General features: G+C 47.1%; 10 protein-coding genes. 9 read left to right on the forward strand and 1 reads right to left on the reverse strand.

Translation table 11 applies throughout. From position 1 onward, the window contains the following. Positions 1-799, reverse strand: a 799-nt coding sequence (locus NC99_RS06680) for an FAD-binding oxidoreductase (protein WP_157624583.1), incomplete at its 3' end; no start/stop codon positions are given. A 488-nt stretch (positions 800-1,287) separates the two neighbouring features. Here NC99_RS06680 and pta point away from each other — a divergent pair. The 9 genes from pta (at position 1,288) to rhaB (ending at position 14,501) form a co-directional block, all read left to right on the forward strand. After that, on the forward strand, positions 1,288-2,292 hold the full coding sequence (gene pta, locus NC99_RS06685; RefSeq protein ID WP_053181259.1) for a phosphate acetyltransferase: 1,005 nt from the start codon (positions 1,288-1,290) through the stop codon (positions 2,290-2,292). Positions 2,293-2,303: 11 nt separating this feature from the next. Then, positions 2,304-3,284: a 3-hydroxyacyl-CoA dehydrogenase family protein gene (locus NC99_RS06690; RefSeq protein WP_053181262.1), complete on the forward strand. Its 981-nt coding sequence runs from the start codon at positions 2,304-2,306 to the stop codon at positions 3,282-3,284. 35 nt (positions 3,285-3,319) lie between these two features. Next, positions 3,320-4,528: an acetate/propionate family kinase gene (locus NC99_RS06695; RefSeq protein WP_053181265.1), complete on the forward strand. Its 1,209-nt coding sequence runs from the start codon at positions 3,320-3,322 to the stop codon at positions 4,526-4,528. Between the two features lie 184 nt (positions 4,529-4,712). Then, positions 4,713-5,618 (forward strand): phosphate acyltransferase, encoded by a 906-nt coding sequence (locus NC99_RS06700; protein ID WP_053181268.1) that lies wholly within the window; start codon positions 4,713-4,715, stop codon positions 5,616-5,618. A gap of 1 nt (position 5,619) precedes the next feature. After that, entirely contained in the window at positions 5,620-6,711 is a 1,092-nt protein-coding gene (gene buk / locus NC99_RS06705; protein WP_053181272.1) for a butyrate kinase, read from the forward strand. A gap of 301 nt (positions 6,712-7,012) precedes the next feature. Continuing rightward, positions 7,013-9,127 (forward strand): amino acid permease, encoded by a 2,115-nt coding sequence (locus tag NC99_RS06710; protein ID WP_053181276.1) that lies wholly within the window; start codon positions 7,013-7,015, stop codon positions 9,125-9,127. Between the two features lie 167 nt (positions 9,128-9,294). Then, positions 9,295-11,457, forward strand: a complete 2,163-nt coding sequence (locus NC99_RS06715) for a cation:proton antiporter (RefSeq protein WP_053181279.1) — start codon at positions 9,295-9,297, stop codon at positions 11,455-11,457. 200 nt (positions 11,458-11,657) lie between these two features. Further along, a complete protein-coding gene (locus NC99_RS06720; RefSeq protein ID WP_053181282.1) occupies positions 11,658-12,932 on the forward strand; it encodes an alpha/beta hydrolase family protein in 1,275 nt (424 codons plus the stop codon). A gap of 93 nt (positions 12,933-13,025) precedes the next feature. After that, positions 13,026-14,501 (forward strand): rhamnulokinase, encoded by a 1,476-nt coding sequence (gene rhaB, locus NC99_RS06725; protein ID WP_053181285.1) that lies wholly within the window; start codon positions 13,026-13,028, stop codon positions 14,499-14,501. The last annotated feature ends 216 nt before the right edge of the window (positions 14,502-14,717 follow it).

A 14,717-nucleotide genomic window follows, 5' to 3' on the forward strand; every position in this document is an offset into this window, starting at 1 on the left:
TGGAAAAGGCCAGCGTGCCTTCACTTCCGGCCAGCAGCTTGCACACATTGATTTTTTTGCCGTTGCCAGTAAACGGATCGGTTTCCAGCAAGATATCAAGGGCATAGCCATTGTTGCGGCGCAGCACTTTGGGGTCGGGATATTCGTTTCGAATGCTTTTCTGGTTGGCCGGATCGGAGAGTGATTCCTGCAGGTTCTGGTAGATTTTGGTCTCCAGGCTGTTCGGGTCGCCGGAACACTTGGTCTGAAACGCTTCAGTCGTCAATTCACGAAAAACAACCGACGAGCCATCAGCCAAAAGACAGTCGGCTTCGAGCAGATGGTCGCGGGCACTGCCATAAATCAAGGAATGCAGTCCGCAGGAATTGTTGCCCACCATGCCGCCAATGCAGCAGCGGTTGGCCGTTGATGTTTCCGGGCCATACTGCAACCCATGTGGCGCCAAAAACTGGTTCAACTCAGCCAGGTTCACGCCCGGTTCAACCACAACCCATCGTTCTTCAGCATTAAAATCAAGAATGCTGTTCAGGTATTTCGAAACATCAACCACAATTCCCTTCCCCACAACCTGTCCGGCCAGCGATGTGCCACCAGCCCGGGGAATCACCGAAGTTTGGTGCTTGCGCGCAAAAGCAATAATCTTGCGGAGATCGTCCTTTGACTTGGGTTTGCATACGGCCTGTGGAATTTCGCGATACGAAGAAGCATCAGTCGCATAGATAATTCGCTGCACATTGCTGGTGTACACTTCGCCTTCTAGCGATTGCTTCAGAGCATAAAACGGGTCGGTTTCTTTCATAGTCAAATGAATTTCGGGCAAAACAAAAATATCAATTTATTTTGGTGACTAAAAAGCCTTGGCCATTTGCTGCTGCCGAATTGCACAATTGGGTGCCTTTTCAATCGAAAAAAAAACGGAGCGATTTTATGAATTTCTTAAAGTAGCAGCCAAAATAATGCAATCGATTGCAAGTACGGTGGTTTTGTTTGGCTAAGTGGAGCATTACAAAGCTAATATTTGTCAGGATTGACAAATAATTAACCGGTTCGGGGGATTTAAACACGTTATTTTAGCTACTTTTGCATTTTGAATCTTTTACCCAATAGTTAGAAATCTTAAACTTTCGGTTTAAACAGCCGTACCAGATAACAATGTCGCAGCTGGTAAGGGTTTGGGTGAAGGAAAAAGGTAGCAGAAAAGATCGTTGGTGTGCCATTTTTTCTTTGTGAAAGCAGAAAGAGTGAATCATCAGTACATATAAAATAAACCAGAAAAGTTTTTTTCGAATGAAATTACTTGAACGTGTTATCAAAAACTCGCAGAGCTATCAAAAACGGATTGTGCTCCCGGAAGGGACAGAACCACGGACTTTGAGAGCTACGGAAATTATCTTGAATGAAAATATTGCCCGGATTATTTTATTGGGAAATCCGGTAGAAATTATGCAGGCAGCCGAAGAATGTGGTGTGAACATTAAAGGAGCTGTCGTGATTGATCCCAAGACAGATGAACGTCGGTCGCGGTATGCTGACCTGATGGTAGAAATCAGAAAATCGAAAGGCCTAACCAAAGAAGCGGCGCTAGATTTATTGAACGATCCGCTGGTGTTTGCTCCGATGATGATTAAAAGTGGCGATGCCGATGGCGAAATTGCCGGTGCGGTCAATGCCACCGGCGATGTGTTGCGGCCCGCTTTTCAGTTTGTGAAAACCTTACCGGGCGTGAGTGTGGTTTCCGGCGCTTTTCTCATGTTTATGAACGATCCGCACTTTGGGCACGATGGCATTTTGGTATTTGCCGACTGTGCTGTGATGCCCGATCCGACAGAGCGCGAGTTGGCCGAAATAGCTGTGACAACAGCTAAAACCGCCAAAGCCATTGTGGGTATGGAACCCCGCGTAGCGATGCTCAGCTTTTCAACCAAGGGAAGCGCCCAGCACGAGCGGGTAGACAAAGTGGTGAACGCCACCCGGATTGCCAAAGAAATGGCGCCTGATTTGAAAATTGATGGCGAATTGCAGCTCGATGCAGCTTTAATTCCCGAGGTGGCCAAATTAAAAGCACCCGAAAGCGAAGTGGCTGGTCGCGCCAATATCCTGGTATTCCCGGGTTTGGAAGCTGCCAATATTGGTTATAAACTGGTGCAGCGACTGGCAAAAGCCGAAGCCATTGGCCCGGTTTTGCAGGGCATGGCCGCTCCAATCAATGATTTATCGCGTGGTTGCTCGGTGAGCGACATCGTTAATATGGTAGCAATTACCTCCAACCAGGCTGCTGCCTCGTTCGAATAAATAAAATTAAAATGGCTAGTGAAGTGATTTATGAACCAATTGAAGAATTTGGTTTAATTAAGAAAAAGGTTTCCAGGGCGTTGTTCTCAAAAATTGGGATCGTTGGCTGCGGGCTTGTTGGACAAAACATTGCCCGGGTCGCCAGCTTCTATGGAATTGAAGTGGTTTTTATTGAAGTCAGCGAAGAAAAAATCCGCGATGCCTATCGCAACATCGAAAAAATTCTTGATCATCGAATCGAACATTGGGGCTTAACCCAGAGCGAAAAGCGGGCTATCCTTTCCAGAATAAAAGGAAGCCTGGATTATAAGGATTTGGCTGGCTGCGATTTTGTGGTCGAATCCATTCGTGCGGTTAATCGAGGAGGCAAAATTAAGGAGCGTAAGAAAATCTTCCGAAAAATCGAAGAGGTAGTCGATCGCGATTGCATTATTGGCACCAACTCAACCACCATTATTATTACTGAGCTTTCTTCGGAAATGAAGTATAAGGATCGCTGTGTCAGTTTCCACTTTTCAGTTTCATCGCGCGAAGCCCGGATTATGGAAGTGGTTAAAGGATTATATACTTCCGATGAATCGTACGCAAAGGTTTGTCAGTTTGTGAAGTTGATCAACCGGAAAATCATTCCAGTAGAAGAATCGGCTGGATTGGTCAGCGTGCGCCTTTTTGTGGTTCTGCTGAATGAAGCCTGTGAAATTTTGATGGAAGGCGTAGCCACAATGGAAGACATTGATACCACCATGAAAATTGGCCAGGGAATGCGCCTGGGGCCTTTCGAAGTGGCTGATAAGATGGGGCTGGATAAAATTGTGCGTTGGATGGAAAACATTTATACCGAGTTTGGCGATGTCCATTTCAAACCGTCACCCATTATCAAACGGTTGGTACGGGCCAAGCAATTGGGCATATCAACCGGAAAAGGTTTCTATGAGTATGACGAAGAAGGCAATCGGATTGTAAACAGTGGGAACACTTCAGCCATTTGCTAAATAAAAAATAAAATCTCAACGAAAATATTGAAGGAATGAAGATTCTGGTACTCAACTGCGGAAGCAGTTCGATTAAATATCAACTTTTTAACATGGACGACCAGCTTGTGGTGGCCAAAGGAGGGGTTGAAAAACTGGGCATGAAAGGCTCATTTTTGAAACACAACCATGAGGATGGCAGGCAAATTGTTTTTGAAGGCGAAATTTTAGACCACAAAAGTGGGATTGAATATATTCTGGGTGTTTTAACCAGCCAAAAGTATGGTTGTCTTAAAAATCTCGAAGAAATTGATGCCGTTGGTCACCGCGTGGTTCACGGAGGTGAATATTTCCATGCCAGTGAGCTGATTAACGACGAAGTGATTGAAGCACTCGTGAAATGTACCGACCTGGCTCCACTGCACAATCCGCCTAACCTGAAAGGGATCAATGCCATGGAAGAGCTGATTCCGGGAATTCCACAGGTGGGCGTTTTCGACACTGCTTTTCATCAAACCATGGAACCTCAATCGTACATGTATGGAATTCCTTACGTGCTCTACGAAAAGTATAAAATTCGCCGCTACGGATTTCACGGCACCAGCCATCGTTATGTTACCAAACGGGCTTGCGAGCTGCTGGGCCGCGACTTCGAAAGCCAGAAAATTATTTCCTGCCACCTCGGAAACGGCGCCTCAGTTGCTGCCGTGAAAGATGGCAAATCGTTCGATACCAGCATGGGATTTACTCCGTTGGAAGGCCTGGTCATGGGAACCCGCTCCGGAGATCTGGATATTGGTGTGGCCACCTACATCATGGAGAAAGAAGAATTGGGCATCAAGTCAGCCAGCACTTTATTTAATAAGCACAGCGGAATGCTTGGCTTGTCCGGTATTTCGTCGGACATGCGCGAGATTGAGGACGCCAGCGCCAAGGGCAACGAACGGGCCAAAATGGCTTTGGATATTTATAATTATAAGGTGAAGAAATATATCGGTTCCTACATCGCAGCGATGGGCGGACTGGATATTTTGATTTTGACCGGTGGAATTGGCGAAAATGCCGACACGACCCGGTTCGGAGTAGCCAGCGGGCTCGAGTTTCTGGGCATTCACCTGGATGAAGAAAAGAATAAAGGTTTTCGTTCCGAAGGAATCATCAGTACCGACGATTCACCTGTAAAAATTATGGTTGTGCCAACAAATGAAGAATTAATGATTGCACTCGACACCGAAAAGAAAGTTCGTGAACTTACCAAATCGTAAGTATTTAAAGCGCTAAAATCGTAATCCGAAAGTTCAGGATTAAAAATATTTTCCGATTGACATCCGATGCAGTACTGTGTCGGATGTTTTGTTTTTCAGGGGTTTAAAAACATTTTTTTAGATTGATATTTGTTCCGTAAATTCAACTGTTCTTATTGTATTTTCACCACTGTAAAACGAAAGAATGAACGCTAAACACTTAGCCGATCTGATTTTGATCGCGAAAGATCGTCCCAAACAACGCATGGTGCTTGTAAACGGTGTGGACGGTCACAGCATTGAGGCTGCTGAGCAAGCCCGTCGCCTTGGCATTGTTGATGTGACTTTAACCGGCGATCAAAGCCAAATTGAGACCACCTGTAAGGGGCATGAGATTGATGCCAGTCATTTTGAGATTGTTCATGCCGAAACCCCGGAGGATGCTGCTTTGGCAGCTGTCAGGCTAATTCAGGAAGGAAAGGCCAGCTTGGTGATGAAAGGCTTAATCAATACAGATAAATACATGCGGGCCATTTTAAACAAGCAGTTTGGCTTGGTTGTGCCTGGTGGCCTACTGACGCATGTTTCGCTGATTGACAATCCGGCTTATCACAAGTTGTTGATTGTGACCGATGTGGCCATTATTCCCTTTCCAACGCTGGCTCAAAAGGAAATCATGATCCGGTATTTGATTGAGGTGGGGCAGAAGTTGGGAATTGCCCGGCCCAAAGTGGCCATGATTGCGCCCACCGAGCAAATCATCGAATCGATTCCGGCTTGCGCTGATGCGGGCCAACTGAAACAAATGGCCCTTGACGGACATTTTCCGGGCGGCTTGGTTGACGGGCCTATGGCGCTCGATGTGGCGCTTGATAAAGAATCAGCCCAAATTAAAAACATTCAGTCGGAAGTGGCCGGCGATGCCGACTGCCTGCTCTTTCCAAACATCGATTCGGGTAATGTTTTCTATAAAACCAATACCCGACTTTGCGGCTCAGAGCAAGCAGCGGTGGTTGTGGGAGCCAAGGTGCCGGCCGTTTTATCGTCGCGCGGCGACAGCGCCCAAACCAAATTGAACTCCATTGTTTTGGCCACCTTAATGAGTCGTTAGCATGAACAATGAATACCGAATATTAGCCATCAATCCCGGATCAACCTCCACCAAGTTTGCCGTGTATTATAACGAAGAATGCAAACTGAACCGGACCTTGCGTCATTCCATCGACGAATTGTCAAGCTACACAAGCATTTTGAAGCAATTCGACTACCGCAAAGGGATGATTATTGACGCCTTGATGGAAGAAGGTTTTGAGGTGGACAGCCTGAAGTATATCATTGGGCGGGGCGGGCTGACCTACCCGCTGGAATCGGGTGTTTACCTGGTCGACAACCTGATGCTGAAACATGCCAGTGAAGGCGTTTACGGGCAGCACGCCAGTAACCTCGGTCCGCTCATTGCCGATTTTATAGCTAACCAAATTCCGGGGGCAAAAGCCTACATCGCCGATCCGGTGGTGACCGATGAGTTGGATGAAATCGCCCGAATTACCGGACATCCTGCTTTTGAAAAGCGATCCATATTTCATGCGCTCAACCAAAAAGCAACAGCCCGATTACATGCCCGGAAAGTTGGTCAGGATTATGAATCGCTGAATTTGATTGTTGCGCACCTGGGCGGCGGCATTTCTGTGGGCGCGCATAAGAAAGGTCGGGTAGTGGATGTCAACAATGGACTGGATGGCGACGGGCCTTTTAGTCCAGAGCGTAGTGGCGGACTACCAACCGGACAAATGATCGACTGGTGTTTTGACAGCGGGATGACCAAGGACGATGTTCGTCGCATGGTGGTTGGCGAAGGAGGCTTTGTGGCTTATCTGAAAACAAACAATGCCAAGGAAGTGGAGGAAATGGCCCGGCACGGAAACCAAAAAGCCAGCTTGATTCAGGATGCCATGGGCTATCAGGTGAGCAAGTCGATCGGCGAAATGGCGGTCGTGCTGAATGGAAATGTGGATGGAATTCTGTTGACAGGCGGAGTCGCTTACAATCAATACCTGACTGATTTTATAGAAAATAAAGTTGGGTTTTTAGCACCTGTTTTTGTTTACCCCGGCGAAGATGAACTGGACGCCTTAGCTCGTAATGCCTTGCGTGTGGCCCGCAACGAAACACCGGCAAAAACCTACAATCCGAAAATGCCTTGATCAACACCTGTCGAGGGTAAATTGCTCAATTTTGCTTTTTTCTGCTCAAATCAATGGGGGCGATGTGAATCGGCATTGCTACCACCAATCAACCTTTTGAATAGAAGGATGCTAAATTCGCTGCAAGAATTTGAATTCATCCGAAATCTGCCGGCCAAACAAAAAGAGTTTTTCAAGATTCATCGTTGCCTGTCGGTCATGAGGGGTAAGTATTCCGAAGAAATTGTATATTTAAGGAATTCTTGTCGTTTAGAAATAAGGAATTGTTTTCGGATTCTACTAAAAAACAGAAAGAAGAACGATGGCGAAGAAAGTACGATTGAATAAAGAGCTGGGCTTGTTTGATGTTTTTTCCATCAGTACGGGTGCCATGTTCAGCTCCGGATTTTTTCTCTTACCAGGTCTGGCATCGCAGTATACCGGACCTTCCGTTTTTGTGGCCTATCTGATCGCTGGCTTGTTGATTCTGCCTGCCATGTTTAGCATTGCCGAAATATCAACGGCTCTGCCCAGGTCAGGCGGAGCTTATTTTTTTCTCGATCGTAGTTTGGGGCCGCTTATGGGAACAATCGGCGGCTTGGGCACTTACCTTGCCTTGGTTTTTAAAACGGCGTTCGCCATTGTGGGTATCGGAGCTTATGCCGCTTTTTTCTGGGCGGTTCCGGTTAAAACCATTGCCATTGCGGCCACCTTCCTGTTTATGGGGGTCAATTTACTTAGTGCTAAAAATACATCACGACTGCAAAACTACTTTGTTGTTTTTTTATTGATTGTGCTGGGTACGTTTATCGTCGATGGACTCTACCGCGTATTTTTCACCATTGGAATCGATCAACCATCAGCGAATAACCACTTTCAGCCCTTTTTAACCCATGGCTTTGAAGGAATGATAGCCACCGTTGGCTTTGTGTTTGTATCGTACCTGGGATTAACAAAGATTGCCAGCGTGGCTGAGGAGATCAAAAATCCGGAGCGGAATATTCCTTTGGGAATGCTTTTGTCGCTTATTGCCACTAGCGTGATCTATGTACTGGGGGTGTTCATCATGGTATCTATTATTGAGCCAGCGGAGTTTGCAAAAGATTTGGCCCCGGCGGCTACAGCCGTTGAGCAGCTGTTTACATGGATGCCTGGAAATATGGGAGCCTACCTCATGATCGGTGCTGCTATGGCGGCATTTGCTTCTACCGGCAACGCTGGATTAATGTCGTCTTCGCGCTATCCATTTGCGATGGGGCGTGACAAACTTTTCCCGCCCGGATTCTCCAAGGTGGGAAAGAAAGGAACTCCCGTTACTTCTATCTTGTTTACAACCGGACTCATTATCTTTTTCATTCTGGTTCTTTCAGAAGAAGGAATAGCAAAACTAGCCAGTACTTTTAATCTGATCGTCCTGATGCTGATCAACTTTTCTGTGATTGTTTTTCGGAACAGCCACATCGATTCATACGATCCGGGGTTTAAATCGCCTTTGTACCCTGGCATGCAGATCGCTGGAATCATTATTTCTGTCGTATTGATCATCTACATGGGCTGGATGGCTATTCTGTTTAGTGCGTTCATCGTGTTGGTGGCTGTACTGTGGTTTAATTACTATGCCAAGGGAAAAGTGGAGCGTGAGGGAGCCATTTTTCATTGGTTTGCCTTGTTGGGGAAACATCAGCACGCTGATCTGGAGAATGAGTTTATGACCATTCTGAAAGAAAAAGGGCTTCGGCAGGGAGATCCGTTCGACAGCACCATCATGAACGCACGAATTATACGCGCGTCAGAAAATATGGATTTCAACGCATTGGTCGATCATGTCTCCGGCTTGTTTTCCAAGGAAATTCATATCAACAAAGATTCGCTTGTTTCTGAATTTCATACCATTTCAGCCATTGATCCGGCACTGGTGACGCCCGAAGTTTCGGTATTGTATGCCAAATATGCCGGCATTGGCGAGCCATCGCTTCATGTCGTTCTTTCAAATAAGGGGATTTTGAAACCGGTTGGGAAAGGCACAATTTTATCCGAGGACAATATCAAAGTGTTTTTCTTTTTAGTGAATCCGGCCAATGAGTCGCGCTTGCAGTTGCGCATGCTGTCGCGCCTGATGAACATTGTGGAGCGTGAAGATTTCGTCAAAAATATGCTGGAACAAACCAGCGATCGCGAAATAAAAGAATACCTGCTTCACAACGAACGATTTATTACCGTCAGGTTGATCCCGGAAGCTTCACAGGGTGAGATGATCGGCAAACAGTTGAAGGAGATTAAGCTGCCCGAAGACGTATTGGTAGCCTTGGTCGAACGCGACGCCCGGTCGTTTGCTCCGCACGGGTATACCGTTTTGCAGCAGAATGATGTGTTGACCATTATTGGCGAGCCACGCTCTATCAAGCAGCTGTTTGATCTTTATATGAGTACGAAATAGGCGAATTTTAAATGCCAATTCTCCAGTTTCTACAAAACGATCAAAAAGACATTTAATAGTCATTATCTGTCTTGAAATAATAAAAGACTTGTTTGTATCTTGTCAGCCTCAACGGGAGGGAGCAACCGACGTTTTGTTTGTCTCTTGCCTGCATAAAAAAAGAATGTATGATTCTATCAAAAATATTTGGCTTGAATTTGCCCCTGGAGGATCCGATCCTGATTTTCACCATGATCCTCTTTATCATTCTGTTTTCGCCAATTTTGCTGAATAAAATTCGAATTCCACATCTGATCGGACTCATCATTGCCGGCGTAATGATTGGTCCCTACGGCTTGAACCTGATGGCGCGCGACAGCAGTATTGTGTTGTTTGGAACCGTGGGCTTGTTATACATCATGTTTGTGGCCGGACTGGAAATTGACCTGGCTGATTTTCGAAAAACCTTGTGGAAGAGCATTGTTTTTGGAGCCTATACTTTTATCATTCCCATGGTGCTGGGGACTGTGTCGGGCCTATATTTACTGGATTTTGGCTGGAATACTTCCATTTTGCTGGCCAGCATGTTTGCTTCCAATACGCTGATTACCTATCCAATTGTCAGTAAATTGGGAATCACCAAAAATAAAGCCGTCACCATCAGTATTGGTGGTACGCTCATCACCACTGTGCTGGCGCTGCTGGTGTTGGCAGTGATTGTTCGAATGGAAACCGGCGAAATTTCGCAGACCTTTTGGTGGGGCCTTAGCGGGTCGATTTTGGCCTTCGTGTTATTTATCCTATTCGTGTTTCCAATTATTGGGCGGTGGTTTTTTAAGCGTTTCGACGACAATGTGTCGCAGTATATTTTTGTGTTGGGCATGGTGTTCCTGGGTGCTTTCCTGGCACAGGTGGTGGGGATCGAAGGCATTGTGGGGGCTTTCCTTGCCGGCTTGGCGCTCAACCGGCTGATCCCAAAAACTTCGCCCTTGATGAACCGGATTGAATTTGTGGGGAATGCCTTGTTCATTCCGTTTTTCCTGATTGGTGTCGGCATGCTGATCAATTACCGGGCCTTTGTCAGTGACTGGGAAACGATTAAAGTAGCCATTGTGATGAGTGTGGTGGCCACACTGTCTAAATTTTTGGCAGCTTGGCTCACCCAAAAATCGTTTCGCTATTCAGCCGACCAGCGACGGTTAATTTTTGGCTTGAGCAATGCGCAGGCAGCATCAACCCTGGCGGCTGTGCTGGTAGGGTACAATGTGATCATTGGGCAGGATGCTTCCGGCGAACCCATCCGCCTGTTGAACGATGCGGTGTTGAACGGAACCATTTTGATGATCCTGGTAACCTGCACCATCGCTTCGTTTGTCACCCAAAAAGGCGCACAGAATATTGCGCGCTCCGAAGAGGTGGAAGAAGATGAGAAGCCAAAGAATGAATTCGACGAGCGGATCCTGATTCCTTTAAGCAATGAACGCAATGTGGAAGAATTGATTAATCTGAGCACCACGGTAAAATCAAAAAGCAAGAGCAGCAAGTTAATCGCGCTGAATGTGATTACCAGTGGGCATGTGAATGAAACGGCCGAGAAAATCGCCAATAAGATCATTGATAAAGCCGTTGTTACTGCATCGGCCACCGACAATCAACTGACACCTTTGTTGCGTTACGACCTGAACATTGTGAATGGAATTTCCAATGTGGTGAAGGAGCAAAAAATTACAGACCTCATTATTGGGTTACACGAAAAGAAAGGCATTTCGGATTCCTTTTTCGGAATGTTAACCGAAGGTATTCTGACCAAGTGTAATACCACCACCATGATTTACAAACCTTTCCAGCCACTGGCGACCATCAAGCGACATGTGGTGGTCATCCCGCCGAATGCAGAAAAGGAGATTGGTTTTTTCTCCTGGTTGGTGCGCGTGTGGAACATGGGATTGAATACCGGTGCCAAACTGGTGTTTTATGCGTCGGAAGAAACAACCGCTTTTCTCAAGCACATGCAGGAAGAACGGGCAGTCGAAGTGGAGTTCAATCACTTTACTGATTGGGACGACTTTTTGGTTTTTAGCCGTTACGTGCAGGACGATGATAACTTGCTGATTGTTATGAGCCGGCGAACACATCCTTCGTATCATGATGCCATGGTGAAGATTCCGTCGTATCTAAATAAGTACTTTGAACAGAACAGTTACATCCTGGTTTTCCCGATGCAGTTGGGTGTGGCCGATTACCATCTGATCAACATGCGTAATCCGTCGATGATGGAACCGTTTATGGAACATGTTGAGCACCTCGACGATTTCAGAAAAATGATTGGCCAGTTTTTTAAGAAAAAATAAGCGTGCTGCCCAAGGTGCGGAAACCAATTCATCAATGATTGATTTCTGAAGAAAAATTCTATTTTTGGTGACCGGACGAGGATTTGAAGAAATTAGAATAGCATGAAACGAACATGTTGCTCGGCACACAAACAAGAATGAAAATAATTTTCAGCAACATGTGAGTTCCATCAGACCATTAAAAAACAAATCATTTACTGATGAAATATTTGATAACAATGATAATTCTGCTGATCAGTGTTAACCTGATGGCGCAACAAACTGGCGTAAACTACGATGAGAAAGAAGTTCCGAACTACAAACTGCCCGAATTGCTGGTGTCAAAAAACGGACGAAAGATTAAGAATGCCAAGCGATGGGAGAAAATCAGAAGACCGGAACTCCTGAAACTATTTGAGCAGGAAGTTTATGGAAAAATTCCGGTTGATATTGAAATCGATGATGTAATTATTCATGAAGCGGCTGGTGAGGCTTTTAACGGAACGGCCATCCGCCGCCAGGTGGAGCTCGTTTTCAGAAAGGATGACCTGGCGTTGAGCGCCAACCTATTGATATACCTGCCAAAAGATTCGGACAACGTGCCCGTTTTTGTGGGGTTAAATTTCAATGGCAACCACACCGTGTCCGACGATCCGGACATCCGCCTGGCCGACTCCTGGGTGCGCGATAATCCTTCGCTGGGCATTGTGCACAACCAGGTAACGGAGCAGTCACGTGGGGTCGCAAGCGACCGGTGGCCCATCGAGGAGATTCTTGAAGCAGGCTACGGCATAGCCACGATCTATTGTGGTGACATCGATCCGGATCGCGATAATTTTCAGGATGGCATTCATCCGTTTTCCTACCAACTTGGACAATTCAGGCCGGGTTATGACGAGTGGGGAACAATCAGTGCCTGGGCTTGGGGGCTGACAAAAGCGATGGACTACCTGTCGACCGATGCCGATGTAGATTCTTCGCGTGTAATTGTTTTCGGACATTCGCGGCTGGGAAAAGCAGCCTTGTGGGCCGCCGCCCTGGATCAACGGTTTGCCATGTGTATTTCCAACAATTCCGGTTGCATGGGCGCCGCCCTGTCGCGACGTCAGTTTGGCGAGACGGTTGGCTCGATTACCAAAGCGTTTCCGCACTGGTTTTGCGAAAACCTGAACAAATATGCTTCGCGCGAAGAAAATTTGCCGGTCGATCAGCACATGCTGCTGGCTTTGGTGGCGCCTCGTCCGCTTTATGTGACTAGCGCCACCGAAGATTTGTGGGCCGACCCCAAAGGCGAGTTCTTGTCGGCTATTGAAGCCGGGGCAGTTTATCAGCTTTACGGTACCGAAGGTTTACCGGTAAACGAAATGCCAGCACCCGACAGCCCGGTTGCCGGATCAGTCGGCTATCATATCCGCACTGGAAAGCACGATATTACAAGCTACGATTGGAAGCAGTTTATTGATTTTGCGAATCAACAGTTCACACCCGAACAATAAGCCGCCCGGTTCAACGCTCAGGATTGAGCAGGATAGCTGTTTTGATTATTTTCCGTTCATTCGATTCTGGTAAAATCAACTAAGGCAAAACATATGAGTAAAAATCACTTTCTGGCTTTCGACCTCGGCGCATCAAGCGGCCGGGCAATTTTAGGAACTTTGGCAAATGGCAAACTGGCACTTACCGAGGTTCATCGTTTTGAAAACCAAATGCAACAAATCAACGGTCATTTCTTTTGGAACATTTTCAGTTTATTTAGTGAGTTGAAAACAGGGCTGAAAAAGTGTATCCAGGAGTACGGCGTCCAGCCCGATTCGATTGGCGTGGACACCTGGGGAGTCGATTTTGTGCATTTGAATAAGGAAGGGATGATTATTTCGCTGCCTTTTGCCTACCGCGATTCGCGCACCGACACCGCCATGGATGATCTTTTTCAATTGATTCCGAAAGAAGAGGTTTACCGGCAAACGGGCATTCAGTTTATGCAGTTCAACAGCCTGTTTCAGTTGTTTTCGATGGTGAAGGATCAATCGTCATTGCTCGAAATTACCGATCAAATTTTGTTTATGCCCGATGCGCTGAACTACCTGTTTTCGGGTGAAGCGGTGACCGAATATTCGATTGCCAGCACCAGCCAGATGCTTGTGCCGGGCAAAAATCAGTGGCAAGTGGACCTGATTGAAAAAGCAGGAATACCAACTTCCATTTTAACCGATTTGGTGGATCCGGGTACCATTATCGGAAGAATCAAGGCCGACGTGGCCCGTGAAACGGGAAGCGCACAGGTTCCGGTCATTGCGGTTGCAGGCCACGACACCGCCTCGGCCATTGCCTCGGTACCGGCCAGCGACAAGCACTACGCTTACATCAGCTCAGGAACCTGGTCGCTGATGGGCATTGAAAGCGATCAGCCTCTGGTTTCGGATCAAACCCTGGCCATGAATTACACCAACGAAGGTGGGGTGGAAGGAACCACCCGTTTCCTGAAAAATATCATGGGCATGTGGCTTATCCAGGAATGCCGCCGGGCCTGGCTGAATGAAAAAAAATACAGCTGGGACGAAATGGTGGCCTTGGCTAAAAATGCTGAGCCGTTTCAATTTCTGGTCAATCCCGACGATGCTGTGTTCCTGAATCCTGCAAATATGCCGGATGCCATCGCTGCATTTTGCGAAAAAAGCGGGCAGGGAAGGCCGGAGTCGCACGCACAGGTGATCCGTTGCGTATATGATAGTCTGGCTTTGAAATACCGTTTTACTTTGGAGCAGATTCGCACAGTCAGTGCACTTCCCATCGAGAAAATACACATCATTGGTGGCGGGGCGAACAATCGTTTTCTGAATCAGCTCACGGCCGATGCCACCAAGTTGAAGGTGATTGCCGGCCCGACAGAAGCAACGGCTACCGGAAATATATTGGTACAGGCCAAAGCCATGGGCGCTTTGCAGTCGCTGGCCGATATGCGCGATGTTGTCCGCCATTCATTCGACGTAGAAACCTTTCTGCCCAACCCGGACCTGGATTGGGACGGCGCCTATGCAAAATACCAGCGTCTGGTCGCCCGCTAAACCCACACGCCGGTGGGTAATTGCGCGATGACGGCGGAAACCTTGTCTTTTCAAGTAGACAGCACCACCACGCAGGTAGATAGCTCCTCCACGAAGGTAGACGGGTCCGCCACGAAGACCGCAAGCTCCACCACGAAGGTAGATGGTTCCACCATGAAGGTAGACGGGTCCGCCACGAAGACCGCAAGCTCCCCCACGAAGATAGATGGTTCCGGC

The organism is Sunxiuqinia dokdonensis, from assembly GCF_001270965.1.
In the GTDB taxonomy this organism is placed as follows: domain Bacteria; phylum Bacteroidota; class Bacteroidia; order Bacteroidales; family Prolixibacteraceae; genus Sunxiuqinia; species Sunxiuqinia dokdonensis.

What these genes read in the sequence shown, in the direction of transcription:
- NC99_RS06720 (WP_053181282.1), top strand. Translation starts at nt 11,658, where the DNA reads ATGAAATATTTGATAACAATGATAATTCTGCTGATCAGTGTTAACCTG.
- NC99_RS06710 (WP_053181276.1), top strand. Translation starts at nt 7,013, where the DNA reads ATGGCGAAGAAAGTACGATTGAATAAAGAGCTGGGCTTGTTTGATGTT.
- rhaB (WP_053181285.1), top strand. Translation starts at nt 13,026, where the DNA reads ATGAGTAAAAATCACTTTCTGGCTTTCGACCTCGGCGCATCAAGCGGC.
- NC99_RS06715 (WP_053181279.1), top strand. Translation starts at nt 9,295, where the DNA reads ATGATTCTATCAAAAATATTTGGCTTGAATTTGCCCCTGGAGGATCCG.
- pta (WP_053181259.1), top strand. Translation starts at nt 1,288, where the DNA reads ATGAAATTACTTGAACGTGTTATCAAAAACTCGCAGAGCTATCAAAAA.
- NC99_RS06695 (WP_053181265.1), top strand. Translation starts at nt 3,320, where the DNA reads ATGAAGATTCTGGTACTCAACTGCGGAAGCAGTTCGATTAAATATCAA.
- NC99_RS06690 (WP_053181262.1), top strand. Translation starts at nt 2,304, where the DNA reads ATGGCTAGTGAAGTGATTTATGAACCAATTGAAGAATTTGGTTTAATT.
- NC99_RS06700 (WP_053181268.1), top strand. Translation starts at nt 4,713, where the DNA reads ATGAACGCTAAACACTTAGCCGATCTGATTTTGATCGCGAAAGATCGT.
- buk (WP_053181272.1), top strand. Translation starts at nt 5,620, where the DNA reads ATGAACAATGAATACCGAATATTAGCCATCAATCCCGGATCAACCTCC.